Consider the following 25,037-nt stretch of genomic DNA (forward strand, 5'->3'; position numbering starts at 1 on the left):
ATCTCCGTCAGGCGCAGACCAGGGAGGGTCTCGTGAACCGCACCTCCATCATCCGTTACACCGACCATGTTCCCGCCGACCTGCGCCGGTCATGGGCCGCCGCGGGCCACTATCCGGACCAGGACCTGTATTCCCTGTTCCGTGGGCACGTCCGGCGCGCGCCTCAGGCGCCCGCCGTGCTGGACGCCGAGGGGACGGTCAGCTACGGCGAACTGGACCGGACCGCCCGGCGACTGGCCGCGGGGCTGGCGCAGCTCGGCGTAGGCCCGGGCGACGTAGTGGCGGTCCAGCTGCCCAACGACCGTCTCGCCTGTGCTGTCGACCTCGCCGTCGCCGCGGTAGGCGCCATCGTGCTGCCGTTCCCGCTCGGCCGTGGCGACCGCGACGCGGTGAGCCTGTTGCGCCGCTCCGAGGCGGTCGTGGTGATCACCGTCGCCGATCACCGCGGCTATCCCTGCGCCGAGCGCATCCGGAAACACGCCGACGCCCTGCCGATGCTGCGTGCCGTCGTCGTCGCCGGGGACGGTGTCACCGGGACGCCGGGCTGTGTGCCGATCGAAGCCCTGTTCGCCGCCACTTCGGACGAGTTCGCGCCGAGGGAGATCGATCCCGACGGACCGGCGCGGATCCTGGTCACCTCCGGGTCCGAGGCGGAACCGAAGATGGTCCTGTATTCGCACAACGCGCTGGCCGGCGGGCGTGGGGTGATGATGGCCGGTCTGCACCGGGGAACCCCGGCCTCGATGCGCAACCTCTTCCTCGTCCCGCTGGCGTCGGCTTTCGGCTCCAGCGGGACGCCGGTCACCCTCGCGACCCTCGGCGGGACCCTCGTGCTGAGGCCTGCCTTCGACGCCGCCGCGACGCTGCGGACCATCGCCGACACCCGGCCCACTCACCTGCTGGGTGTGCCGACGATGCTGCGGATGCTGCTGGACTGCCCTGGGCTCCCGGACGCCGACCTCAGCTCTCTGCAGGCCGCCGTGCTCGGTGGGTCCGCGCTCGACCTGGACACCGCGCGGCGCGCCGAGGAGCTTTTGGGGTGCACGGTCGTCTCGCTGTACGGGTCGGCCGACGGAGTTTCGTGCAACAGCGGTCTCGGCCGTTACGACGGTACGGTCGGCCGTCCCGACCCCGCCGTCGCGGACATCCGCGTCTTCGGCCAGGACGGAGCCGAGCTGGCGGCCGGAGCCACCGGCGAGGTCGTCGCCCGCGGCCCGATGTCGCCGATGAGTTACCTCAATTCCGCCGAGCTGGACAGCACGCTGCGCACCGCGGACGGCTGGACCCGTACCGGAGATCTCGGGCTGATCGACGACCGCGGCAGGCTTCGGATCGTCGGCCGCCGCAAGGACGTCGTCATCCGCGGCGGCCTCAACATCAGCCCGGCGGAGGTCGAGTCGGTGCTGATCACGCATCCGGCGGTCCGTGACGTCGCCTGCGTGGCGGTGGCGGATCCGCTGTACGGCGAGCGCGTCTGCGCCTGCGTCGCCACTTCGGCCGAGCTGAGCCTCGCCGAGGTCACCGCGCACCTCGCCGCGGCCGGGATGGAGCCACGGAAGTTCCCGGAACGGCTGGTGCTGCTGGCCGCCCTGCCGCTGAGCGCCGCGGGAAAGGTGGACCGGCAAGCGCTTCGGGTGCTGGCCGCGAACGAGGGATCCGACGCGACCCGGTGAAAGCCGGTCCAGAACAGGGGATGTCATCGCATGACTGAGGGAATCTCGGAACCGATCTCGTATCTGCGGCACTGGGATCGCACCGAACCGTTCGACCCGCCGTCGGTACTCGGTGAGCTGGTCCGGACGCGGCCACTGGCCCGGATGGTGTACCCGGACGGTCACGTCGGCTGGCTGGCCACCAGCCACGAACTGGCCCGCGAGGTGCTCAGCAGTCAGGCGTTCAGCCACCGGTTCCACACCACCCACGCCCCCGTGACGAAGAAGGGCGAGATCTTCCCGTCCGTGCCCATCGTGCCGGGTGGGTTCATTCACATGGACCCGCCGGAGCACACCCGCTACCGGAATCTGCTCAGCGGCGAGTTCAGCGCCCGCGCCACGGCGGCGTATGCCCCGCGGGTGGCCGAGCTGGCCACCGCACAGCTCGCGGAGGTCCGGGAGCACGGCTCGCCGGTCGACCTCCTGCCGACCTATGTCCGGCCACTTTCGCTGCGGGTGCTGTGCGAGGTGCTGGGGGTCCCGTTCGCCGGCAGCTCGGTCCTGTCCGCACTGAGCGACAGTGCCACCGACGACGAGGTCAGCCTTGAGGCGGAACGGGAGGCCGGGACGCGGGCGTTCTTCCACCTGCTGGACCTCGTGGGCAAGGCACGGGTCGAGCCGGGCGAGAACGTCATCGGGCGGCTGGCGGCCGAGCCCGAGCTGACCGACCGCGAGATCACCAACATGCTGCTGATCGTCTTCGCGGCGGGCTTCGCCAGCTGCGAAGGCGCGCTCGCTTCGTCGTTGCTGTCACTGCTGTACCACGGCGACCAGCTCGAGAAGCTACGTTCGGCCGCCGGTACCGGCGGCTCCGGCGGCATCGAGGGAATGGTCGAGGAGCTGTTGCGGTACACCTCGGTCAACCAGTTCCAGATCTTCCGGACCGCGCTGTCCGATGTGGAGCTCGGTGGAGAGCTGATCCGCGAGGGGGAGACGGTGACGGTCGCGTTGCCGTCGGCCAACCGTGATCCGGCCAAGTTCGGTTGTCCCGACGGGTTGGATCTGACCCAGGACGCGTCCGCTCAGCTGGCCTTCGGGTACGGCGTGCACGCCTGCGTCGGGCAGCGACTGGCCCGGCTCGTGCTGGCCGAGGCGCTGACCGCGCTGGTACTCGGCCTGCCAGGACTCGCTCTGGACGTGCCGCTGCAGGAGGTTCCGGTCCGGCTGAAGACACCGGTGCTGAGCGTCCTGCGACTGCCCGTGCGTTATTGATCCCGACCCGTTCGCGGGCGGCCGGATGGCATCCGGCCGCCCGCGAACGTTTTGCCGGCTCTACCGGTGCGAACTCGGCGCCCGATCGGCGCACGCCAGCAGCGAATCGCGGACGTGGTCGTGGATCGAATCCATCTGTTCGGTGGTGAAACACTGCGTGCTGTACGGCATCTCGAGACTGAACCGGCCGTAGATCGTCGCGGGCGACGCGAGCAGCGGGCCCGCCCCGCGCGCCGGGTCCCACCGGCTGGACAGCGGGAACTTCGTCATGTCGGTGATTTCCAGGCCCTTCGGCGACGGCGGCCCGTCGATCTTCCCGACGTTGGTGAGCACCAGGCTGGTCGGCCACAGCTGGGGGTGGGGGAGCAGCCTGTCCAGTGCCTGCATCTCCAGCGCCGCGTCACCTCGTTCCATGGCGGCGCGCAGCTCGGTGGTGAACCGGTGCCCGAGTTTGACCAGGTCGACGCCGTCGGGCACGTCGAGCAGATCGCGGAACCAGGAGACCATCGGCACCATCGCCTCGTGGCTGAGGCCCGGCGCGACCTGGTCGCGCAGGTCGACCGTGCAGAAACTGGACAGCCGGTGCCCTGCCAGCTCTTCGGGCAGGCCGTCGCGGACGGCCGCCAGCAGTGCCGCGGCGACCAGCCCGTTCATCGACACTCCGGCGTCCTTGGCGAAGGCCAGCAGCCCGGTCGTCTCCGCTTCGGTCAGCCGGAGCCGCCGCGACGTCATCAGGCTCTCCGGCGGCACCGCCGAAGCGGACCCGGCCGCACGGAACGGCAGAGACGCCACCGGTGCGCCTTCGGCACGCTTGAGCCGCTCCTGGACATAGGCGTCCAGTTCGGCTTCGCTGCGCGACGGCAGCCAGTCGTCGAGCGGCGACGGCCACTCCTGCGGCCCCGGTGCCGGGCCCGAGTAACTGCCGGACTGGATGTCGATGTAACGCTGCCAGATCCGGCTGCAGAACGCGGTCGCGCTGCGGCCGTCGGAGATCGCGTGGTCGACGCCGAACATCACGACGTCCTCGTCGGAGCCGGTCAGCAGGACGGCACGGGCGAGCGGGCCGCCGAGGTGCAACGGCTTGTTGTACTCCTCGATCCGCGCACCGGGCTCGTTGCGCCGGACGTGCAGGCGCGGCAGCTCACTCGGGTCCAGCAGGCTGAGGTAGTAGTCGTCGCCGTCCTTCTCCAGCCTGCTGCGCAGGCCAGGGGCCTCCGCGAGCACAGCGGTGAACGCCGCGTCCAGGATCTGCGCGTCGACGCCGCCGCGCACCACGCAGATCTGCAGCGCCTGCGTCCTGATCTCGCTGACGTACATCCGTTCCGACCGGGCAATCCGTCGGCGCATGCCTTCCTCCTCGGTTGTTGTGCTCAGCCGACTTCGCCGGCCAGGATCATGTCGCGGTGCGCGCGCCAAGCACCGTCGTCGCTGAGGGTGCCTGCCTTCTCGATTCCGGCCCGGACGGTCAGATATCGACGGCCCTTCAACACGACCTGGCCGTCGGAGACCGCTCGGCTGTAGAGCCCGCCGTCGTCGTCGTCGCCTGCCGCGAGCGCGGCGTTGATCGCCTTTTCCGCCGGCGCCCAGTCCGACCGGTCGCGGACTTTCGCGGTGAACTCGTAGACCGTGCTCCACTGGCCGAGCCTGGGACGGCGCCGCAGCGACACACCGTCGCCGTCAGGGACGAGCCGGTACCGGCAGCCGTACTGACGTTGCTCGACGCCACCGCCGTCGAGGTTCAGCGGCTCGATGAACGACGGACCGGCGTACCCGATGTCGGCCAGCCAGGATTCGCCGTCCACGCGGGCCAGGATGAGCATGTGCTCGACCTCGACGCCGTAGGACTGGCGACCCTCCGCCGTCGTACCGGCGATCAGGTCGGCATCGAATCCGAGGTCGCGCAGCAGCCGCAGGAACAGCCGGGTCAGCTGGACGCAGCCGCCGCCGTTGCCCGCCGCGACCACCGAGTCGAACGTCGCGTCCTCGTCGAAGTCGACCAGATCGACCAGCCGTCCGCTCGGCGCCGGCACGGCCAGCGAGCCCACGCTGTTGAACGGGATGGCCTCCATATGCCGCTTGTGGAGTGCGACCAGGGTCGCCGGCTCCGCGGCCGGGCGGCCGGTGGCGGGGTCGTAGCCCAACCGCCGGAGGTACGTGTCGCAGTCGTACATCGTCCGTCCCCTCTGGCGCCGATTCGGGGGTCGTGAGTGGCGATTCGGGTTCTAACCCGAATCGCCACTCACGACCCCCTCGCGCCTTCACTCCACCAGCAGCCTCACGATTTGCCTTACCCCGCAAGGGAACCGATCTCGACGACCACCTTGCCGAGGGTGCCGCCCTGCACGGCGTCCTGTGCCTCGCCGGTGTTCGGGTGCGGAAACCGATGGATCGGCAGCCCGGCCTCCTCGCCCACGGCGAGTGCCCCCTCCGCCGCTGCTCTCGTGATGTCGGCGGACGCGAGGTCCTTGGCCGCCACGGGCAGCGTCATCACCAGTACGAATTGAAGGCGCGTGTTCCGGCCGATCACCTTCTTGGTCGGGAACGCCAGCACGCTGTCCCCTTCGGTGCCGTACGCGGCGATGGTGCCGTTCGGTGCCAGCACCTCCACGGCGGTGTCGATGTTCTTGGTCGCCGCCACCTCGACGATGAGGTCCACCCCGTCGGGCGCGACGGCGCGGATATCGGCCTCCGCCGTGTCCGACCGATAGTCGACGGTGTGTGCCGCGCCGGCGGCGCGGGCCAGTTTCGCTTTCTCCTGACCGCTGACCGTCGCGATCACGGTCGCCCCGGACCAGGCGCCGAGCTGGATCGCGGCATGGCCGACGGCTCCGGCGCCACCGGCGACCAGCACGGTCCGTCCGGTCAGGGTGCCGGGGCCGAGCCGGTCGGGGCCCTTCTGCCCGGTGAGCAGGCAGCGGTGGGCGGCGACCGCCGGGAGGCCGAGGCAGGCGCCTGCCTCGAACGAAACGTTCGACGGCAGTGGCACCGCCTGGCGGGACGGGACGACGGAATACTCGGCGGCCGTGCCGTGGGGGCGTTTGTACGCCGCCTCCCATACCCACACCCGCTGGCCGATCCGTTCCTGGTCGACGCCCGCTCCGACGGCGTCGATCACTCCGCTGCCGTCGTTGTGCGGGATCACCTCGGGGAACATCAGGGTGCCGTTGCGGTGACCGAACTGCCTGCCCTTCCAGTCCGAATGGTTCACCCCGGAGACCGCGACCCGGACCCGGACCTCACCGGGTCCCGGCTCGGGTACCGGCCGGTCGACGAATCGGAGAACGTCAATTCCGCCGGTCGACGAATATACGATCGCCTTCATGTTGAAAGATCATTCGACATATTTTCCACTCGCCAAGGTAAGTGGTGCGGACACTGTCAAACCAAGTGATGTCGCGGCCGACAAGGCCAAGCCGGCAGGTCGGAACCTGCCGGCTTTCGCATCCGGCCAGGACCTCTATTCGCCGGACTCGCCGTTGTCTTCGAATGAAGACACCAGCGGCCGCAACGGGGTGAAATCGTGCCAGGGATTCTGGATGATCTCGCGCCACGTCGCGTCGTGCCCGCGGACCTTGAGCCGGAAGTAGACCGTACGCCGGATGGAGTCGGACAAGTTGCTGCCGACGTTGTGGCCGACCATGTAGTGCTTCAGCAGCATGTCACCCGCTTTGGCGTGCACCTGCTCCCGCTCGGGCAGCTCGATGTCCGGGTAGGAGGTGAACGCGTCGGGCCCCTTCTCGCGGAAGTACTTCGCGTGAGCGCGGTGCGTTCCCGGCCAGACGTAGAGGTTCCCCGTGTCGTCGCCGTCCTGGTCGGTGAGGAAGAAACCGGCGAGCATGGTGAAGGTCCGCGGGGGTTCATCGGCCTTTCGGCGCATGCCGCCATCGATATGCGGCATTCCCCGGTCGTCGGTGTAGGGCGGGTAAGTCATCGCGATCTGCGTCTGCCACGGATATTCCATGGCACCGTCACCGGTGAGTTCTTCGGCGAGCTCGAACGCGGGGGTGTCACGCAAAAGCGCCGCCAGGTCCGGCTCCTCATCCCATTTCGGGAACATGAAGTGCGGTCCGGCGTGCCCTTCCTCGGGCTGATGCTTGCGCAGCTGTCCGTCCACCGCCGCGTTGGCCGCGGCCAGGATGTCCGGAGGGACGACGTCCGGGATCACGAGGTAGCCGCGTTCGGCGAACTCCAGCAACTGTTCGCGCGTCAACTTCCGCCGCACGCTCAACGTTTTCGAGTCGATGCTGCCCGGCATGGCCTCGGTGGGTGGGGCAGGCGCGGCGCGCCTCGCCGACTCCATGATCGCCCGCTCGATCGCCTCCGTGGCAGACGCGCCACCGCGGGTCAGGGCGGCAATCGCCTGCTCGATCCGGTCGTCAACGCGAATGGTGATCGTGTCGTTTTCAGCCACGAATTGGCCACCCTTCCTGTCACATCTGATGTCTGGGACGTTCAGCCGATGCTATGGCGGGGCCGGAGTGATCCGTATCCCTCGGTCTGACAGCACCAAGGGCGAATGCCACGTAGCTTGAGTTGATCGTGAGCGGCTGCCGGTCTGCTCGATCAAGCCGGACAAGTCACCGGCAGTGGACCCGGGGCGACTGTCCACACGGGACGCTTGTCCGGATCTGGGTGCTCGATTTGGGTGCTCTGCGCAGCTGTAAGAGGGGGTCGTGAGTGGCGATTCGGGTTCTAACCCGAATCGCCACTCACGACCCCCGGCACCGACCACGCCGCCCTTGCCCATCCCTCCATAGGACCGCACATTTCGTCATCAATCGGACATCCAGTCACCGAAATCCGTCCACAGTGGACGCTAGGGGCGTGCCGGCTCCCGTCGGCCGGCGCAACCGAGCGCTTGACCTGCGGCAACCGTCGCCACTTGCGTGTGGTGGCCGGGCGGTTCGAGACCGTCGACGCCGGAAGCGTGACCGACCCGGGGCGGGCACGCCATCCCGTGGGTTGACTGTGCGCTCAACGGTTCACCCGCGACAACTAGCAGCGTGTGGGATGCCAGTACCCCGCTGTCCGGACGTACCGTGTCCGCTGAGCATCGCGCCACAGAAGTGGGTTCTTCATGGGGTGACGAAGTCCGAACGGACATTGTCTGCTTTTCCTGCTCACCCAGGTATTCCGCGCGAGGTTTCGAGTATCCGGCCCGATGGCGGCCATCTCGGTGATTCACGAGTTGTGGGCGAAAAACCTGCCGTGCGACGCCGTACGGCTACCGAATACGCAAGAAATATCAGCGCCGGTTCGATCGGATCGGCTGGGGTGATTCGCCCGCGAGGGAGGACGACGGTGACGATCCGGGTATGGGACTACCTGCCGGAGTACCACGACGAACGCGAGGAAGTGCTCGCCGCGGTGGCGAAGGTGTTCGAGTCCGGCCAGCTGATCCTCGGCTCGAGCGTGGCCGGGTTCGAGGCGGAGTTCGCGGCGTACCACGGTGTCGCCCACTGCGCCGGTCTCGACAACGGCACCAACGCACTCAAGCTGGGGTTGCAGGCGCTCGGTGTGGGTGCGGGGGACGAGGTGATCACGGTCGCCAACACCGCCGCACCGACCGTGGTGGCCATCGACGGGACGGGCGCGAAGCCGGTTTTCGTCGATGTGCGCGAGGACGACTTCCTCATGGACACCGACCAGGTCGAGGCCGCGATCGGCCCGCGCACCCGGGCACTCCTGCCCGTGCACCTGTACGGCCAGTGCGTCGACATGGCCCCGCTGAGCCGATTGGCCGCCCGGTATGGCCTGGTCGTCCTGGAAGACTGCGCCCAAGCGCACGGCGCGCGCCACCACGGACGGCAGGCGGGCGCGATGGGCGATGCCGCCGCCTTCTCGTTCTATCCCACGAAGGTTCTCGGCGCCTACGGTGACGGCGGCGCCGTGATCACCGCCGACGAGTGCACCGACCAGAACATCCGGCGCCTGCGCTACTACGGCATGGAGGACCGCTACTACGTGGAGCGGACCCCCGGGCACAACAGCCGCCTTGACGAGGTACAGGCCGAGATCCTGCGGGGCAAGCTGCGCCGGCTCGACGCGTACGTCTCGGGGCGCCGCGCGATCGCGCGGCGCTATGACGAGGCGCTGAGCGACCTCGCCGCGCCCGGTGGGCTCGTGCTGCCCGCGGTGTCGTCAGGGAACGAGCACGTGTACTACCTGTACGTGGTCCGCCACCCCAGGCGGGACGAGATCATCGAGCGGCTGCGCGCGTACGACATCGCGCTGAACATCAGCTATCCCTGGCCGGTGCACACGATGGCGGGATTCGAGAACCTCGGATACGCCAAGGGTTCGCTGCCGGTCACCGAGAAACTGGCGGACGAGGTGTTCTCGCTGCCGATGTACCCGTCGCTGTCACTCGACCGGCAGCAGGCGGTGATCCGGGCACTTCGCGAGGTGCTGGCCGGTTTCTGAGACAACCCATCTGGTACGGAGGGAACACATGCCGGGAGAACTGGCGACCGCAACTTGCCGAGTGTGCGACGGCGATGTCCACGAGTTCCTCGACCTCGGCCGTCAGCCGCTGTCCGACGCTTTCCGGGAGCCAGGCAGCGATGCCACGGAGTTCTTCTTCCGGCTCGCCGTGGGCCGATGCGAGTCCTGCACGATGGTGCAGCTCACCGAGCCGGTACCGCGGGAGAAGATGTTCCACGAGGATTACCCGTACCACTCGTCCGGTTCGGCGGTGATGCGTGAGCACTTCGCGAGCGTCGCACGACGGTTCCTCGCCACCGAGCTGGCCGTGCCGGACCCGTTCATCGTCGAGATGGGCTGCAACGACGGCGTCATGCTGAGCACGATCCACCGGGCAGGCGTACGTCATCTGGGCTTCGAGCCCTCCGGGCGGGTGGCCGAGCTGGCCCGCGCCGAGGGCGTCCGGGTACGTACCGCGTTCTTCGAGGACGCGACGGCGGCGGAGGTCCGTGATGCGGAAGGGCCGGCCCAGGTCGTCTTCGCGGCGAACACCATGTGCCACATCCCGTACCCGGATTCGATCTTCCGCGGCGTCGACGCGCTGCTGGCACCGGACGGCGTGTTCGTGTTCGAGGACCCGTATCTCGGTGACGTGGTGGAGAAGACGTCCTTCGACCAGATCTACGACGAGCATTTCTTCCTGTTCAGCGCACACTCCGTGCGGGCCATGGCCGAGCATCACGGATTCGAACTGGTCGACGTGGAACGGCTGCCGGTGCACGGCGGCGAGGTCCGGTACACCCTCGCCCGGGCAGGGAAGCGCACGCCCAGCGCCGCGGTCGCCGCCCTGCTCGCCGAGGAGGACGCCCGCGGATTGTCCGGCATGGCGACCCTGCGCCGGTTCGCCGACGGCGTGATGCGCGTGCGTGACGACCTGGTGGAACTGCTGCGACGGCTGCGCGTCGACGGATCCAGCGTTGTCGCCTACGGTGCCACGGCGAAAAGCGCCACCGTCACCAACTTCTGTGATATCGGACCGGAACTCGTCTCCTACGTATGTGACAGCACGCCCGCGAAACAGCACCGGATGACGCCCGGCAAGCACATCCCGGTGCGCCCGCCGGCCGCGTTCCGCGATCCGTACCCGGACTACGCGCTGCTCTTCGCCTGGAACCACGCCGACGAAATCATGGCGAACGAGCAGGAGTTCCGGCGCTCCGGCGGGCGATGGATCAGCTATGTGCCGAACGTCCGGGTGCTTTGAGGGGATCGAGGGCCATGCTGGAACACGACACCGCGTTGATGGAGACGGAACGGACCACGCCGTGGCAGGCGGTGCCACCCGGCGACCTGAGCACCGCGACCACCGAGCCGGGCCGGGAGTTGCTGACCGTCCTGGCTCGGCACCTGTCCCGGATCCGGGCCGAGGCGGCGCCGAACGACCGGGACGGCACGTTCCCCGCCGAGACGTTCCGCGGCTTCGGGCGTGACGGCGTGCTCGGCGCGACCGTGCCCGCGGAGCTGGGTGGGATGGGGGTCAGCCGGCTCCACGACGTGGCGGTCGCGCTTCTGCGGGTCGCCGAGGCGGACGCCTCGACCGCGTTGGCCCTGCACGCCCAGTTCAGCCGGGGGATCACCCTGACCTACGAGTGGCAGTACGGTCCGCCGCCGACCCGGCAACTGGCCGAACGGCTGCTGCGCGCGATGGCCAGGGGCGAGGCGGTGGTGTGCGGCGCGGTGAAGGATCACGGGCGAGAGGTCACCCGGCTGCGCCCCGACGGCTCCGGTGGCTGGCTGCTGTCCGGTCGCAAGACGCTGGTGACGATGGCGCCGATCGGGACGCATTTCGTCGTGTCCGCTCAGGCGCCGGTCGACGGCGGATCAGCGCGGCTGTACGCCCCTATCGTGGCGAGGGAAACCCCGGGGCTCACCATCGTCGACGGATGGAACGGCCTTGGCATGCGCGCGTCCGGCACGCTCGACGTGGCTTTCGACGACTGCCCGGTGCCCGCCGGCGACGTGCTGGCGCGTGGCAGCGTCGGTGCGCACAACGACGCGGTCCTCGCCGGGCAGGCGATCAGTTCCATCGCGATGCTCGGCATCTACGCCGGGGTCGCGAAGGCCGCCCGTGACCTCGCGGTGGACACGGTCGCCCGGCGGTCGGCCGCACCGCCCGCGGCGTCGCGCACCCTGGTCGCCGAGATCGAGGCGCGGCTGTACGCGCTGCGGGCAACGGTGTCGGCCGCGCTCGTCAACGCCGACGAACTGTCCCCCCGTCACGACATGGATCCGGATGAGCGCGGCCGTCGGCTGATGACCCCGTTCCAGTGCGCCAAGCAAGTGGTCAACGAACTGGCGGCCGCGGTGGTCGACGACTGCATCACCGTGGTGGGCGGGGCCACGTATGTGGCGGAGCACCCGCTGGCCCGGCTGTATCGGGACGTGCGCGCCGGCCGGTTCATGCAGCCGTACACCTACGCCGACGGCGTCGACTACCTGAGCGCGCAAGTGCTCGGCCTGGAAAGGGACAACGACTACGTGAGCCTCCGGGCCACCCGGCCGCCGGACGCTCGGTGAAGGGCACGACACCACGCGTCGCGCAGTCCGGTGCCCGGCGTCGTCTCGAAGGGGATCCAAGATGGTGATCGCAACGCAGTTGGCGGCGCGGGATGACACCCAGCTGCCCGCACGGCTCGCGCGTTCCCGGCGGGCGGCCGCCACCGGCACGGACATGCGGACCGAGGACTTCGACGCCTGGCTCGCCGGACGCCGCCGGGCGCACCGCTTCATCGTGGAGCGGGTGCCGCTCGGAAAGATCAAGGGCTGGTCGTCCGAATCGGACAGTGGCAACATCGTGCACCGCAGCGGGCGGTTCTTCAGCGTGGAGGGGCTGCACGTCGCGATCGACGGCCGCGAGTGGCAGCAGCCGATCATCGTGCAACCCGAAGTCGGGATCCTGGGCATCCTGGCCAAGGAGTTCGACGGCGTCCTGCATTTCCTGATGCAGGCCAAGATGGAGCCGGGCAATCCCGGCCTGTTGCAGCTCTCGCCGACAGTGCAGGCCACGCACAGCAACTACACCGGCGTGCACCGGGGCGCCGACGTGAGGTACCTCGAGTACTTCACCCGGCCTGCCAGGGGCAGGGTGCTCGCCGACGTGCTCCAGTCGGAGCACGGCTCCTGGTTCCTGTGCAAGTCCAACCGCAACATGATCATCGAGACCTTCGACGACGTGCCACCGCACGACGACTTCTGCTGGCTCACTCTCGGGCAGATCGGCAAGCTGCTGCACCGCGACAACATCGTGAACATGGACGCACGCAGCGTCCTCGCCTGTGCCCCGACGGCACCCGCCGAGCCGGGCGCGGTGCGCTCCGACACGGACGTGCTGTCGTGGTTCACCAACGAGCGGGCCCGGCACGACGTGCGGGCTCTGCGCGTCCCGCTCGCCAAGGTCAGCGACTGGGTTCGCACCGACGACGACATCCAGCACGTCGGGAACCGGTACTTCCGGGTCGGTGGGGTGTCCGTCGAGGCAGGGAACCGTGAGGTGACCTCGTGGATGCAGCCGTTGTTCGAGCCGGTCGGCTTGGGGCTTTGCGCATTCCTGGTCCGCCGCTTCGGCGGGGTGCCACATCTGCTGGCCCATGCCAGGGCAGAGGGTGGTCTCCTCGACACCGTCGAACTCGGACCGACGGTGCAGTGCACCCCGGAGAACTACACCCACCTGCCGGAGCGGGAGCGGCCGCTGTTCTTCGACCTGGTGCGCCGCGCCGGGGCGGACCGGATCCGGTATGCCGCAGTGCATTCCGACGAGGGTGGCCGTTTCTTCAACGCCGTCAGCCGCTACCTGCTCGTGGAGGCCGACGAAACCGAGGTGGGCGCCGAGCCGCCGCCCGGATTCGCCTGGGTGACTCCCGGCCAGCTGAATTCGCTGGCGCGGCACGGGCATTACCTCAACATGCAGGCACGTACGCTGCTCGCGGTCGTCGGCTTGCTGAACGGGCTGCTGTAGGCCCGCACTATCCGGCGTTCTCGGCGAACGCGTCGACGCAACGCCGCAGTGCGGTGTGCAACGGCACCCGGGGGCTCCAGCCGGTGGCCGCCCGGAACCTCGACGAGTCGATCACGACGCTGTGCATGTCGGTGGCCGTGGCGAGATCGGGCGGCGGTACGCAGACGACGGGCACCGGCGGCCGCCCGAGGCGGGCGCCGACCAGTTCGGCGATCGTCCGCAGCACGTCGCCCAGTGGCACACCGCGCCCGGTGCCGAGCAGCCAGTGCCTGCCCGCGAGCACGTCCGCGTGGTCGATCCCGGCGAGGAAGGCGTCCGCGGCGTCGTGCACATACAGCAGGTCGCGCTCGACGGTGCCGTCGTTCCACAGTGTGAGCTCCTCGCCGGCGAAGGCCTTGCGCACCATGGTGGAGACCACGCCGCGGCCGTTCAGCCGCCCCTGTGGGCTGTCCCCGTACACGGTGGGCAGCCGCAAGGAAACGCCGCGGACCAGCCCGGCGGCGGTGGCCGCCTTGAGCAGCTGCTCCGCTGTCTGCTTCTGCCGGTCGTAGGTGGTCACGGGCCGGTCGGGTTCGGTGCCGTCGAGGGGCATCCGCTCCGGCAGACCGGCCTGCGAGGTGGAGCCCGCGAACACGATCGTCGGTGGCCGCCCGATCTTCCCGGTCAGCTCGATGAGATCGCGCAGCACGCCGACGTTCACGTGTTCGGCGGCCAGGTTGCCGTCGGCCTCACGCCAGCCGGCGGTGTGCATCAGCAGATGGACCACCGTGTCCGCGCCGGCCACAGCGGCTTCGAGCCCCTCGCGAACCGTGAGGTCGGCGGCCAGCACCTCGACTTCAGCCACGGCGCCGGGCGGTACCGGCTGCGGCCGGCGGCCGACCGTACGTAGCCGGATCGGTCGCCGGGCGAGGGCTTCGACCACCGCGGCGCCGACGAAGCCCGAACCACCCAGCACCGCGATCAGCGGCCGGTCCCCGCCGTCACCGGCGGCGCTCACCGCGGCACCGGGGCAGCGCGGTACAGGGCCTGCCAGTAATAGCTCCACGACACCGAGCGTTCCTTTGCCACGCACTGCCACCGCTCGCCGGGCCGGTACGCGGACACGAAAGCGGGCACCTTCTCCAGTACCGCCTCGCTGTCGTGGATGTCGATGACATCGCGCAGCAACCCGGTGCTCAGCGCCAGTTCCACCACCGCGGCGCCCTGCGAGTGGCCGTCCAGCGTCTTGTCGAGGTATTTGCCGACCGGGTTGTTGACGTAGAAGTGCGCGCAGGTCGCGTCGATGAGCCCGAGGTAGTCCCGCACGGTGCCGGGATTCATCTCGGCGAACGAGTCGATGTTCACGCACAGGTCGAAGCGGGCACCGCGCACTTGCTCGTCCACCTCGTCGATACCCACGAAACGGATCTTCGCGAACTGCTCCGGCTCCAGCACGGTCCGCAGGTACTGGCGCGACAGTGCCAGGGTGTTCGGCAGATCGACGATCGTGTATCCGGCGACCTCGTGGTTGGACATCAGGGTGTGGCAGGTCCGGCCGTAGCCGGCGCCGATCTCCACGATCCGTGCGCCGTCGAGGGGCAGGTTCGCCGCCATGAACTCGACTTCGTGCACCGCCTGCAAGTAGTCGAGGCACACTGGTTCGCCGTCGCACCGCACTGAATAGGGGTCGCCGACCTCACGGTTGCGCGTGCGGCGCAGCCTCTCCCTGTTGGCGGGGCTGAGTCGCATGCCCAGTGCGAACGTGAGCGCTTTCAGGTATCGCACGCCGTTGGGCCGCGGATTCCACAGCGCCAGCTTGAAGTTGACCCCGTTCGACTTGAACCCGGCGAGGTCGGCCACGGCCTCCTCGGTGATATGCGCGTCGTTGATGTGCAACCACTGCGCGCTCGGGCCGTATCGCCGGTGCGCCTGCTCGGTCATGACCGCGTCTCCTTCGCCGATGCCGCCTCGCCTGCCGTGCCGCCGGCGCGCGGTCGGCTTGCCCCGCGTCGACTCTCGAACGGGTCGGGTACGCGGAATTTCATGGCTCTTTCCTACACCCGCCGTGGCGGGTCCGGCAGCCGGTCGAGTGAGTAGTTGTCCGCCTTCGGCCGTCGGTCAGCCCCACGGCGTCCTTGCGCATCGGTTACTCGCCGGATAAGAATCAGAGCATCGATCACTCGTATGGGGGAATTACCGTGATGGGAAACTTCACTCGCCGTAGTGTTCTCGGCCTCGCTGCCACGTCCGCGATCGGTGCCGTGACCGGCGTCCTCGGGCCGACCGCATCCGCCGCCGGCAGCACCGTCCGGCGCGGCGGTGGCGCGGTCGACTGGACCTCGCTGGGGCGTCACCTCGACGGTGACCTCGTCCTGCCGTCGGATCCGCGCTACGAGCTGGCCCGCCAGCAGCAGCTCAGCCAGTTCGACAACACCAATCCGATGGCCGTCGCCTACTGCGAAAGCACAAAGGACGTCCAAACCGTCATCGCTTTCGCCCAGGACAACGGGGTGCACACCGTTCCCCGCAGCGGGAGGCACAGTTTCGGGGGCTATTCGACGACAAAGGGCATGATCCTGGACGTCTCCCGGCTGAACCAGGTCATCACCGACGGAACGCACGTCACGATCGGCGCGGGCACCCAGCAGGCCGACGCGCTGACCGCACTGGCCCCCTACGGGCTGGCCCTGGTCAGTGGCATGTGCCCGACGGTGGGTTCCGGCGGTTACATCCAGGGTGGCGGTATCGGTCACCAGACTCGCAAATACGGCATGGCCTGCGACCGGCTGGTTTCGGCCGAGGTGGTGCTGGCGGACAGGCGCGTCGTGCGTGCCTCGGCCCAGGAGAATCCCGATCTCTACTGGGCGCTGCGTGGCAACGGCGGCGGCAACTACGGCGTCGTCACCAGGTACACGCTGGAACCGGTGCAGCGCAACACTTTGGTCGGTTACCGGCTCATCTGGTCGGGAGCCGACTCGGCCGCGCTGATCGAGAATTGGCAGCATTGGGTGCTGACGGCACCCGACGATCTTTCGTCGGTCCTGATGGCCCGCACCGCGAGCCCGCCCTCACCCAGCACGATGGTGACCGTCTCGGGCACCTGGTACAGCACCATGGACGAGCTCAACCGCCGCCTCGACGAGCTGGTCGCGGCGACCGGCGTGACGCCGCTCAACCGGTCCGTCTGGGAGTTGCCTGCTCAGCACACCATGACGCAGCTCTATGGTTACGCGGATCCCGCCACCGCGCAGGGCCACCGGGTCGGCGCCACTCCCGAGGCGACGGCACCTCGCTGGAACTACTACCGCACCCGGTGCCGGATGTTCGGCTCAGCGGTGCCTCGAGCCGACGTCGAAGACCTGCTGGCCGCCCTCGCCGATCCGGCGCGTTTCCGCAACGGGCAGTCCCGCATGCTGTACTTCGAAGCCCTCGGGGGCGCCGCGAACACGCGGGCCCGCACGGACACCGCTTATGTGCACCGGACCACCAAGATGCTGGCCGGTCTCACCGCGGAACTGCGCGACTTCGCCTACACCGACGAGGACACGGCGGCGTGTGAAAGCTGGCTCGCCGACGGCTTCGCGGTGCTCGACCGGCATTCCCTGCGCGAGAGCTACCAGAACTACATGGACCCGGCGCTGCGGGACTGGCGGACCGCCTATTACGCCGAGAACTATCCCCGGCTGGTGCGGATCAAGCGGGCTTACGATCCGCACAAGTTCTTCCACTTCGCCCGCGGCATCGGCTGACCCAGGTAGCGACCGGTCCGTGAAGGACTCCTTGAGGGACCCAGAGTCCCTCAAGGAGTCCTTCACGGACCTCGAAAGGTTCACGACCAGTTCTGTCCATAATGGACAATCCTGCTGGAAACGCGACCGCTCTCGGTCCGGCGCAGTCAAGGTGAGGGATGGGGGCGGCGGCACCTGCTGGTTAGCCTGGCTTTGTCTTGTTCGATCTTTCCAGGCAGGAAGGCGAAGCCGGGAAATGAAGATCGTTTTCTCCAGCCTGTCCGGCTACGGTCACGCTTACCCGTTGCTGCCGCTGGCCCTCGCTGCCCGGGAGGTCGGCCATGACGTCATTTACGCGATCGGCGAGAGATTCCATCCGTTGTTGCAGGAGCTCGGATTCCGTACTGTGCCGGTCGGAATGCCGATCCATGAAGCCTTGAGTTCCGTTCAGGCGGGCAAGGACAGGGAGACCGGCGACCTACCGTGGCGTGGCTTGCTCGATCCCTCGGTCCGGGCGTTCAGTGAGCTGTTACCCCGCCGGTTCGCCGCCGACCTGATGCCCGTGCTGCGGGCGGAGCGCCCCGACCTGGTGGTGTACGAAGCGGGTAACCCGGGAGCCGGGCTAGCGGCGCATCGCCTGGACATTCCCGCGGTATGTCACGCCAACTCCCGTGCGGACGCGGTCGACCGAGTAGACCGATGGCGGCAGGTGGACATGGAGCTCCTCCGTGCGGTCGCCGCCGAAATCGGGGTCGAGGTGCCCGAAGGGCGATACCTCCTGGGTGACCCGTACCTGGACGTCTTTCCCGCCTCGCTGCAGGAGACGTCGTTCTTGGCTCGTCCGGAACGGTTGCCCCTGCGCCTCGTCCCGTTCAGTGAACCCGGTGAGCTGCCGAAGATCGCGCTGGCCGAGCGGAAACGCCCGTTGGTCTATCTGACACTGGGGACCGTGCTGGGCACCGTCGCCGCCCTGCGTGCCGCTGTCGATGGGTTGTCGGCATTGGACGTCGAGGTGGTGGTGGCGGCCTGGCCCAACCTTTCGTTGGACGAGTTCGGTGTGCTTCCCGAAAACGTGCACCTTGAACGCTGGGTGCCGCAAGGGGAACTGCTGTCACTCGTCGACCTCGCCGTACACCACGGCGGCCCCGGGACGACCATCAGCGCTGCCGCCGCCGGGGTTCCACAACTGTTCCTGCCCGTCGGGTTCGACAACTTCGCCATGGCCGGCGCGGTGTCCGCCACCGGTGCCGGGAGGCAGTTGCTGCCCGAGGGGGTCGAACTGGAAGACGACCGTCGCCGCACTGACGTCGTCCCCGCGGCGGCCATCGCCGAGGCGGCGGGCGGACTGCTGGCCGATACGGATGCCGGACAGGCGGCCAAAGCCATCGCCGAGGAGATCGCCGCCATGCCAAGCCCCACGGAAGTCGCGTCCCGGCTTCCCGAGTTTTGCTAGCGCGCCTACCGGGTCGTAGGAAGAGAGTGAGTTTTCATGGGTGTCACCCAGTCGGAACCGACGCTGTCCGATCTTCTGGGCTATCTCGACGTGTTACGAGCACGTGGAGACGTGCATTTCGACGAGAAGATCAAGGCGTGGCACGTACTCGGCTACGACGTCACTCAGCAGGTGCAGATGGACTCGGTGACCTTCTCCTCCGAAGTCGCCCCGCTGGGGCCGGTGCAGGAAGACTTCACGGGCAACTTCCTCCGGGCGGACAATCCGGCTCACCGGCGGCTGCGCGGCGTGGTCAGCAAGGCGCTCACCCCGAAGATGATGGCCGACCTGGAGCCGAGGATCGCCGAGTTGACGACGCGGTTGCTCGATACCGCCGATGACGGCGGCCATCAGTGGGACTTCATCGAACAGCTGGCCCACCCGTTGCCGTTCATGGTCATGGCCGAGATGCTCGGCATTCCCGCCGAGGACCTGGAATTCGTCCGGAAGCTGTCCGACTCCGTCGTCGAGGTGCAGAACTCCGCCGCGAAGGAGGCGCCGGACGACCGGCGGGAAAGCGCGTCGAACGACGACGACGCGCCGCCGCTGCGTGAGTTGAAGCCGTTGCGCGAGTTGAACTCGCACTTACTGGAGATCCTCCGCGCCCGCCGCGAGAACCCCGGCGACGACCTGGTCAGCAGGCTCATGACGATCGAGGCCGACGGGGAGCGGCTGGACGAGGAGGAGGCCCTCGGTTGTCTCAACGTGCTGGTCGCCGGCCACCACACCACCACCGCCGCCATGGGCAACACGATTCTCGCGCTGGACGAGAATCCCTCGGTATGGGACCAGTTGCGGGCCGACCCGGCGCTGATCCCGGCCGCGATCGACGAGTCGGTGCGCTTCCGGCCGCCGTTCCCGCGCTCACCCCGGCAGACGACGAAGGACACCGAGCTCGGCGGCCAGAAGATCCCGGCCGGTGCGACCGTGCTGGTGTGGCTGACCACGGCGAACCGTGACGACCGCGTCTTCGCCGACCCGGACCGGTTCGACATCCTCCGCAAGCCCAATCCGCATCTGTCGTACGGCAAGGGCATACATCACTGTGTGGGCGCGCCACTGGCGCGACTGGAGACGAGGATCGCGATCCGACTTCTGCTGGAGCGCTACCGGGAGATCCGCGTGCGCGACGACGCTCCTGCCGGCCTGCGCAATCCCTGGGCGGTTTCGGGCGAAAGGCCCGGCCGATGGGGTATCGGTGACGTGGTGAAACCACGCGTCGTCAACAAGCTGCCGATCGAGGTCCGCAAGTATTGAGCGGAAGTCCGCGACTGCTCGAACCGACGACCCAGGCCCCGGTCACGAAGACATCGTGACCGGGGCCTGGGTCGTTGTCAGTTGCGGTAGCGGAAGGTGATCCGGCCGCGGGTGAGGTCGTAGGGGGTCAGTTCGACCAGCACCCGGTCTTCGAGGTAGATCTTGATGTAGTTCTGGCGGATCTTGCCGCTGATGTGGGTCAGTACCCGGTGGCCGTTCTCGAGTTCGACGGTGAACATGCCGGCCCGCAGCGCCTCGATGACCTTGCCTTCGACCTCGATGCCGTTCCTGTTCTTCTTCATCGGACCAGCTCCAGGTTGCTGCCCACCGGCTGGGCGCCGACGCTTTTCAACAGTGCCGAGGCCGCGTGGTTGCTCTCGTGGACTTCGGCCCAGGCGGTGGAGTGTCCGTCGCGGCGCAGTGTCCCGAGTGCGTGGGCGAGTAGTGCCCGTGCGATGCCGCGACGTTGCTCGCCTGCCCGGACCGCGACCAGCGCGATGCGGGGGTGGTGCACTGTTTCCACGCGGATCAGGCCGAGGTAGCGGTCCGGTGTCGCGGCGACCGCGTAGGTCGAAGGGCCGGTGCTGGTGTCCTCGTCTTCGGGACGGGAGACCAGTTCCGCGGGCATTGTCTGCCACCACCCGACGGCCGCGTCGACTTCTTCACGGATCGCGCGGTCCGCTGCCCGCAGCAGGCTTTCGTCGGCCTGGTCGGCAGGCACGATCGTCACCCCGGAAGGCGGCAGGGCCTGTTCGAGTCCGGTGGCCTGCGGGTCGGTCGGTACGGTGTATTCGAACTCGCGACGCCGGATCGCGAAACCGGCGCGTTGCCAGCAGGCTGTGAGTTCGGTGTCGGCTTCGTCGACCACCGTGTACAGCGGTGTCGGCAGTTCGGCCAGCATCGCTTCCGCGAGCCGGTCGAAGATGGTGTCGTGCCAGGCGTCGATGCTGACGAACAAGCGTCCGTCGGGCCGGTGTTCCGCATAGGTGCGGCCGACCGTTCGGTTGTCGTCCAGTGCGTGCCATTGATTGTCCGCGACGCGGGTGATGGTCACCGCGTTCTCGTTCAGGCTGGTGAGAGGCTTTGTATTCATCGGAATTCCTTCCAGGAGGGCCTTGATCTCAGGCGCTCCTGGCGACACCGAAGGTCAGCCGCCGGACCGTGAGAGGCTGAGGGAGCACCCATGGGTGATTGTGTTCACGGGTCTCACCTCCTTGCACGAATTCACGGTCGCCATGAACCTAGCAGTGGGCGACCGCCTCGCGCAAATCCTTTGAGATACCCGCGCTTTCCGGACAGTGGACACTCGGCACCCAGGGGGCCGTCGGCCGCACTGGAGGCTGGCGGGACAACGCGTTCGGGTAGGCGCGAACTATTGCCGAAATGCGATGAAGCCTTCTTTGAACAGCGGTTCTTCACTCAGGACTCGGCTTCGGGACCGCGAAGTCCACACCGAATACCTGAAACACCACATCGAGGCATAAGAAGCCGCTAAAAGACTGTCCCGGCCGGTGGCACTTCCCCCAGTGGCCGGAAGCGCGGGCACCGGGGAGCAGGGTCGGTCAGCTGGTGGGTCCGCGGCCATCGAATCGTGCACGTCCTGCGGCCTCCGTGAGAGTGATGAGTTCCGCGCATCGGCTCGCGGCCGCGAGCGCGTCCTTGTTCCCGGTGCGGGTGAAGGTTTCCACGGCTGTGTCGGCGAACTTGATGACGTGTTCGTCTCCCTGGTCGACCGCCAGTGCCATGGCGTCCTCGGTCGTCGCGACGCCGTTGGTGTGGACGGTGAGATCCGCCCGGTCGGCGGCGAGCTGGGGGGTGCACGCGGCGGTCAGGGCCGCGGTCGCCTGCCAGGCGGCGTCCAGGCTGGGAACCCACAGCCGCCGCGGTAGGGCGGGTAGCACGCGGAGGACCGCGGTGGGTGCCGTCGAGGCGTGGACCAGCATGACCGCGTGACCGTGGCCGTAGCTCAGGTAGCGGAACACCGTGGCGTCGATCAGCTGGGACAGCAACGCGGGTACTTGCTCGGGATCGTCCACGGTCCGCAGCGCGCCCAGCGCCGATTGCCACCCGTCGGTGGTCGGGAGCTGGCTGAGCCGGTAGGGGACGCCTTTCTGCTGGTCGGCGACGGTCGGCACGTTGGCAAGGGCGTCGGCCGGGCGTAGCGACCCGAGCCGCCGGGAAGGGTCGCCCGTCACCGGTGTCCAGCACGCGGCCCAGTAGCCCAGTGCGTCGGCGAGCTCGGTCACGTACGGGTTTTCGATGCTGTCGACGGATCCTGCCCGTGCTTCGGCCGTCAGCATCGAGTGGACCACGTGCCCGACTCGGATCGCGCCGTGAGCCGTACCGCCGGCGATGCCGGGTACCAGCCGCGGCCACCACGTCGCCAGTACTTCCCGCCAGGGACGTTCGGTGACCTCGCGGTGGAACAGGGTGGTCCAGTCCGCTACCCGTTTCAGGTCACCGAGTGCCTCTCGCCAGTCGTTTTCGGTGACAGGGTCGATCCCGCGTGGTGGTTCTTCCAGACGTTGCGTGTAGTTGTCGATCCAGTGGTGCACGGAGCCGGCGTGTCCGTGCCGGATCATGGCCTCCACGGCCATGGGGCCGTGGTTGCTGAGATGGTGGCCGCCCCATTCCGGTCCCGTCTGGTGGAACCGCTGGTAGGCCTCCAACAGGACCGATTCGTTGTCCTTCACCCGGGTCCTCCAAGCTGGCCGCCGGACTCTTTGCCCGAACCCTTTTCCGGACAGTAGGTCTGGCGCGCGGCCGCGCACTATCCCCGACGTTGACAGTGGCATCAGGTGCGTACGTAGCCGCTTTACCAAGGCGGGGGATGGTCAGTACCAGGGCAAGGTCGTTCAATGGTGCCGTCCCCGGGTGCGATTTGCCCGAATGGTGATCCGTTACCCCCTTAGAGGAGCTATGTCCGTTCTTGTTATCGGTGCGTACGGCAATGTGGGCAACCACGTCGTGGATGGACTTCTGTCCGCTGGAATGTCGGTCCGGGGAACCAGTCGAGCACCGCGAACCGGTGAGCTACCGGACGCCGTCGAGATGGTCCGCCTCGACCTGAGCGAACCGGAGACCCTGCCGGCCGCGCTGGAGGGCGTCAAGAAGGTCTTTCTCTACGCCAACCAAGATGGCGTCTCCGAGTTCGTCAGCGCGGCGAGGGCGGCGGGGGTGGAACACGTCGTCTTGCTGTCCTCGTCTTCCGTGGTGCAACCCGCGACCCGGTACAGCCGGAGCGCGCAGCTGCACTCGATGGTGGAGGAGGCGCTGCGGGAGTCCGGAATGGCGTGGACGTTCCTCCGCCCGACCACGTTCGCCGCGCTCCAGCTCCGCTTCGCTCCGGTGATCCGGTCCGGGGAGGAGGTGGTGCGGATTCCGTTCCCGCGGTTGCGCACCGCGGCGATTCACGAGCGCGACATCGCCGACGTGGCGGTCCGGGCCCTGACCGGCGCCGGGCACGAGGGGAAGGCGTACTGGCTGACCGGACCGGAGGCTTTGACACAGCAGGAATGCATCGAGGTGATCTGTGCGGTGCTGGGGCGGCCGGTCGAGGTCGTCGAGCTGCCTCCTGAGGACGCCGAACCGAAGATGCCGGAATCCTTCGTCCGTACCATGACCGAGCTCATGAAGGCTCCGTGTGCCGTGACCTCCGCGGTCGAGGAGGTCACCGGGGCGCCGGCTCGTCCGTTCCGGCAGTGGGCCGAGGAGCACATCAAAGACTTCAGCTGACCGCCGCCCCGAGAGCGAACGTGGCGGGGCCGGGGCGGTCGTGAGTGGCGATTCGGCGTCCGGTGCTCATGTCGCGAAAGCCACTTTCGGGACATCTGGTGTCCCGAAAGTGGCTTTCGCGACACGCCACCTTTGACTTACCTCCGCCGCGCAGTCCCGGCGAACCCGCGTCGACGACTCACATCGACGTGGTGATGTCCTGCCCGACCAGCTGCTTCCACATGACCGCGAGCTCGATGCGCGACTTCGCCCCGACCTTCTGGAAGATCTTGCGGAGATGGAAGGCGACGGTGTGGCGAGACAGGAACATCTTGCCGGCGACCTCGGCGTTCGTGAGTCCGCCCGCCACCAGTTCGGCCACCGCGTACTCGGTGTCGGTCAGCATGGGGATCCGGCTGCTTGGCCAGAACCTCGCCGCGGCCTTGGACGTGTCGTGGCGCCGCAACTTGCTGCGGACCCGGGACGAGTCGCGCGGTGAGCCGGCGTCCGCGTAGGAGTGCATGGCCGTGTCGTAATGCGTGCATGCCCGCCGGAACTCTCCGTAGTTCGCGGACAGGAGGTCGCCGATGTCCTCGTTCATCGAGGCGCGGGTCCACGCGTCGCGGCTGGCGGTGGCCGCTTGCTGAAGCAGGCTGACGTCCTCCTCGACCAGCGCGTCGAGGTGCAGGGCGGCGGCCGTGATGGCGCGGATGTCCGGGTTGTCCGCGGAGAGCGCCGCCGCGCAACGACGGCCGCGCTGGGCGGTTTCCCGGTCGCCCGCCCGCAGCAGGATCCGGACGAGGAACGACGCAGCCGCGGGCTCGGACAGCAGGAGACCACGGGCCGACGATTCGGATTCGAAGAGTCCTCGGGCGAGTGGTACGGCGACCTCCCAGCCCTTCTCCGCTTCGAGGATCTGGACGACGAGCCAGGCGGGCGAGTCCCAAGGAAAGGTATCCCGCCTGCCGAAAAGCACGTCCCTGCCGAACAGCACGTCATCCTTGAGCTGGTTGGCATGATGGATCATCGCGGCGAGTTCGCCACGCCGCATCGCGGTGATCGCGCGGACCGTGTTCCCGATCGAGGCCCACGACGCGAGACGCGGGTCGTTCGCCACGACCATGCCGGCGTCACACAGCTCGACCGCCTCGTCGATGTCGCCTTCGCAGAGTGCGATCTTGGCTCTGACCAGCGCCGTTACCGCGTCGATGGCAGGGTCGTCGACCGCCGCGTTGGCTTGACGGACCGCGCGCTTGGCTTCGTCGATACACCGGAGATTGGTCAGCAGCAGCGCGAGTTGCAGGCTCGCCAGCGCCGTGCAGTGCGCGCTGCCCCGACGGCACCTGGCCGTCGCCGCGGCCTCGGCCAGGGAGATGGCGGAGACGACGTCGCCCTCGAGCCAGACCGAACCGGCTGTGTGCAGGATTTCGAGATTGATGCAGTCATGAGAGGAGAGAATTGACGCGTTTAGTCCCAGAATGCCCAATCGAACCCCCGAAGTTTCC

Annotated in this window: 20 protein-coding genes; 10 read left to right on the forward strand and 10 right to left on the reverse strand. The window is 68.3% G+C overall.

Annotated features, from left to right (window positions below):
• The first annotated feature begins 32 nt into the window (after nt 1-32).
• Nucleotides 33-1,673 carry a class I adenylate-forming enzyme family protein gene (locus DL990_RS05285; protein WP_233599034.1) on the forward strand — a complete coding sequence of 547 codons (1,641 nt, stop codon included), beginning with the start codon at nt 33-35 and terminating at the stop codon, nt 1,671-1,673.
• 30 nt (nt 1,674-1,703) lie between these two features.
• Complete coding sequence (locus tag DL990_RS05290; protein ID WP_125787328.1) at nt 1,704-2,924, forward strand: cytochrome P450; 1,221 nt, start codon at nt 1,704-1,706, stop codon at nt 2,922-2,924.
• A 60-nt stretch (nt 2,925-2,984) separates the two neighbouring features.
• Here the strand turns inward: DL990_RS05290 and DL990_RS05295 are convergent, their stop codons facing one another.
• From DL990_RS05295 to DL990_RS05310, 4 genes are all read right to left on the reverse strand, one after another.
• Nucleotides 2,985-4,271: a condensation domain-containing protein gene (locus DL990_RS05295; RefSeq protein WP_125787329.1), complete on the reverse strand. Its 1,287-nt coding sequence runs from the start codon at nt 4,269-4,271 to the stop codon at nt 2,985-2,987.
• A 23-nt stretch (nt 4,272-4,294) separates the two neighbouring features.
• A complete protein-coding gene (locus DL990_RS05300) occupies nt 4,295-5,095 on the reverse strand; it encodes an arylamine N-acetyltransferase (RefSeq protein ID WP_125798060.1) in 801 nt (266 codons plus the stop codon).
• Between the two features lie 116 nt (nt 5,096-5,211).
• On the reverse strand, nt 5,212-6,246 hold the full coding sequence (locus tag DL990_RS05305) for an NADPH:quinone reductase (RefSeq protein WP_125787331.1): 1,035 nt from the start codon (nt 6,244-6,246) through the stop codon (nt 5,212-5,214).
• Between the two features lie 135 nt (nt 6,247-6,381).
• Nucleotides 6,382-7,335 carry a phytanoyl-CoA dioxygenase family protein gene (locus tag DL990_RS05310; RefSeq protein WP_125787332.1) on the reverse strand — a complete coding sequence of 318 codons (954 nt, stop codon included), beginning with the start codon at nt 7,333-7,335 and terminating at the stop codon, nt 6,382-6,384.
• 890 nt (nt 7,336-8,225) lie between these two features.
• On the opposite strand from DL990_RS05310, the gene DL990_RS05315 reads away from it, so the two are divergent.
• From DL990_RS05315 to DL990_RS05330, 4 genes are all read left to right on the forward strand, one after another.
• Nucleotides 8,226-9,347, forward strand: coding sequence for a DegT/DnrJ/EryC1/StrS aminotransferase family protein (locus DL990_RS05315; protein ID WP_125787333.1), 1,122 nt, complete (start codon nt 8,226-8,228; stop codon nt 9,345-9,347).
• Between the two features lie 28 nt (nt 9,348-9,375).
• The gene (locus DL990_RS05320) at nt 9,376-10,611 is read left to right on the forward strand and encodes a class I SAM-dependent methyltransferase (RefSeq protein ID WP_125798061.1); all 1,236 of its coding nucleotides are present in this window, start codon (nt 9,376-9,378) and stop codon (nt 10,609-10,611) included.
• A 14-nt stretch (nt 10,612-10,625) separates the two neighbouring features.
• Nucleotides 10,626-11,924 (forward strand): acyl-CoA dehydrogenase family protein, encoded by a 1,299-nt coding sequence (locus DL990_RS05325; RefSeq protein WP_199746224.1) that lies wholly within the window; start codon nt 10,626-10,628, stop codon nt 11,922-11,924.
• 61 nt (nt 11,925-11,985) lie between these two features.
• Nucleotides 11,986-13,362, forward strand: a complete 1,377-nt coding sequence (locus DL990_RS05330) for an NDP-hexose 2,3-dehydratase family protein (RefSeq protein ID WP_125798062.1) — start codon at nt 11,986-11,988, stop codon at nt 13,360-13,362.
• 7 nt (nt 13,363-13,369) lie between these two features.
• On the opposite strand, the gene DL990_RS05335 is transcribed toward DL990_RS05330, so the two are convergent.
• Nucleotides 13,370-14,359 (reverse strand): NAD(P)-dependent oxidoreductase, encoded by a 990-nt coding sequence (locus tag DL990_RS05335; protein WP_233620399.1) that lies wholly within the window; start codon nt 14,357-14,359, stop codon nt 13,370-13,372.
• Complete coding sequence (locus DL990_RS05340) at nt 14,356-15,282, reverse strand: putative sugar O-methyltransferase (protein WP_125798063.1); 927 nt, start codon at nt 15,280-15,282, stop codon at nt 14,356-14,358. Before DL990_RS05340 ends, DL990_RS05335 begins: the two co-directional genes overlap by 4 nt.
• 260 nt (nt 15,283-15,542) lie before the next feature.
• Between DL990_RS05340 and DL990_RS05345 the strand changes: the two genes are divergently transcribed.
• The 3 genes from DL990_RS05345 to DL990_RS05355 all read left to right on the forward strand — a co-directional run bounded on the left by DL990_RS05345 (nt 15,543) and on the right by DL990_RS05355 (nt 19,818).
• Nucleotides 15,543-17,090 (forward strand): FAD-binding oxidoreductase, encoded by a 1,548-nt coding sequence (locus DL990_RS05345; protein WP_125798064.1) that lies wholly within the window; start codon nt 15,543-15,545, stop codon nt 17,088-17,090.
• Between the two features lie 235 nt (nt 17,091-17,325).
• Nucleotides 17,326-18,522 carry a glycosyltransferase gene (locus DL990_RS05350; protein ID WP_125798065.1) on the forward strand — a complete coding sequence of 399 codons (1,197 nt, stop codon included), beginning with the start codon at nt 17,326-17,328 and terminating at the stop codon, nt 18,520-18,522.
• Nucleotides 18,523-18,558: 36 nt separating this feature from the next.
• Nucleotides 18,559-19,818 carry a cytochrome P450 gene (locus tag DL990_RS05355; protein WP_125798066.1) on the forward strand — a complete coding sequence of 420 codons (1,260 nt, stop codon included), beginning with the start codon at nt 18,559-18,561 and terminating at the stop codon, nt 19,816-19,818.
• A 77-nt stretch (nt 19,819-19,895) separates the two neighbouring features.
• On the opposite strand, the gene infA is transcribed toward DL990_RS05355, so the two are convergent.
• The 3 genes from infA to DL990_RS05370 form a co-directional block, all read right to left on the reverse strand.
• The gene (gene infA / locus DL990_RS05360) at nt 19,896-20,120 is read right to left on the reverse strand and encodes a translation initiation factor IF-1 (protein ID WP_125787340.1); all 225 of its coding nucleotides are present in this window, start codon (nt 20,118-20,120) and stop codon (nt 19,896-19,898) included.
• Nucleotides 20,117-20,911: an N-acetyltransferase gene (locus DL990_RS05365; RefSeq protein ID WP_125787341.1), complete on the reverse strand. Its 795-nt coding sequence runs from the start codon at nt 20,909-20,911 to the stop codon at nt 20,117-20,119. Before DL990_RS05365 ends, infA begins: the two co-directional genes overlap by 4 nt.
• A 469-nt stretch (nt 20,912-21,380) precedes the next feature.
• Nucleotides 21,381-22,511 (reverse strand): questin oxidase family protein, encoded by a 1,131-nt coding sequence (locus DL990_RS05370; protein ID WP_199746225.1) that lies wholly within the window; start codon nt 22,509-22,511, stop codon nt 21,381-21,383.
• Nucleotides 22,512-22,737: 226 nt separating this feature from the next.
• Here DL990_RS05370 and DL990_RS05375 point away from each other — a divergent pair, with 226 nt between their 5' ends.
• The gene (locus DL990_RS05375) at nt 22,738-23,553 is read left to right on the forward strand and encodes an NAD(P)H-binding protein (protein ID WP_125787343.1); all 816 of its coding nucleotides are present in this window, start codon (nt 22,738-22,740) and stop codon (nt 23,551-23,553) included.
• Nucleotides 23,554-23,731: 178 nt separating this feature from the next.
• On the opposite strand, the gene DL990_RS05380 is transcribed toward DL990_RS05375, so the two are convergent.
• Nucleotides 23,732-25,018 (reverse strand): helix-turn-helix transcriptional regulator, encoded by a 1,287-nt coding sequence (locus DL990_RS05380; protein WP_158632587.1) that lies wholly within the window; start codon nt 25,016-25,018, stop codon nt 23,732-23,734.
• Nucleotides 25,019-25,037 lie beyond the last annotated feature (19 nt).

It is taken from the genome of Amycolatopsis sp. WAC 01416 (assembly GCF_003947485.1).
Taxonomy (GTDB): domain Bacteria; phylum Actinomycetota; class Actinomycetes; order Mycobacteriales; family Pseudonocardiaceae; genus Amycolatopsis.

Excerpts from the sequence above, each read along its gene's own strand:
- DL990_RS05290 (WP_125787328.1), top strand. The coding sequence starts at position 1,704 with ATGACTGAGGGAATCTCGGAACCGATCTCGTATCTGCGGCACTGGGAT.
- DL990_RS05295 (WP_125787329.1), bottom strand. The coding sequence starts at position 4,271 with ATGCGCCGACGGATTGCCCGGTCGGAACGGATGTACGTCAGCGAGATC.
- DL990_RS05300 (WP_125798060.1), bottom strand. The coding sequence starts at position 5,095 with ATGTACGACTGCGACACGTACCTCCGGCGGTTGGGCTACGACCCCGCC.
- DL990_RS05305 (WP_125787331.1), bottom strand. The coding sequence starts at position 6,246 with ATGAAGGCGATCGTATATTCGTCGACCGGCGGAATTGACGTTCTCCGA.
- DL990_RS05320 (WP_125798061.1), top strand. The coding sequence starts at position 9,376 with ATGCCGGGAGAACTGGCGACCGCAACTTGCCGAGTGTGCGACGGCGAT.
- DL990_RS05325 (WP_199746224.1), top strand. The coding sequence starts at position 10,626 with ATGCTGGAACACGACACCGCGTTGATGGAGACGGAACGGACCACGCCG.
- DL990_RS05330 (WP_125798062.1), top strand. The coding sequence starts at position 11,986 with ATGGTGATCGCAACGCAGTTGGCGGCGCGGGATGACACCCAGCTGCCC.
- DL990_RS05340 (WP_125798063.1), bottom strand. The coding sequence starts at position 15,282 with ATGACCGAGCAGGCGCACCGGCGATACGGCCCGAGCGCGCAGTGGTTG.
- DL990_RS05345 (WP_125798064.1), top strand. The coding sequence starts at position 15,543 with ATGGGAAACTTCACTCGCCGTAGTGTTCTCGGCCTCGCTGCCACGTCC.
- DL990_RS05350 (WP_125798065.1), top strand. The coding sequence starts at position 17,326 with ATGAAGATCGTTTTCTCCAGCCTGTCCGGCTACGGTCACGCTTACCCG.
- DL990_RS05355 (WP_125798066.1), top strand. The coding sequence starts at position 18,559 with ATGGGTGTCACCCAGTCGGAACCGACGCTGTCCGATCTTCTGGGCTAT.
- infA (WP_125787340.1), bottom strand. The coding sequence starts at position 20,120 with ATGAAGAAGAACAGGAACGGCATCGAGGTCGAAGGCAAGGTCATCGAG.
- DL990_RS05365 (WP_125787341.1), bottom strand. The coding sequence starts at position 20,911 with ATGAATACAAAGCCTCTCACCAGCCTGAACGAGAACGCGGTGACCATC.
- DL990_RS05375 (WP_125787343.1), top strand. The coding sequence starts at position 22,738 with ATGTCCGTTCTTGTTATCGGTGCGTACGGCAATGTGGGCAACCACGTC.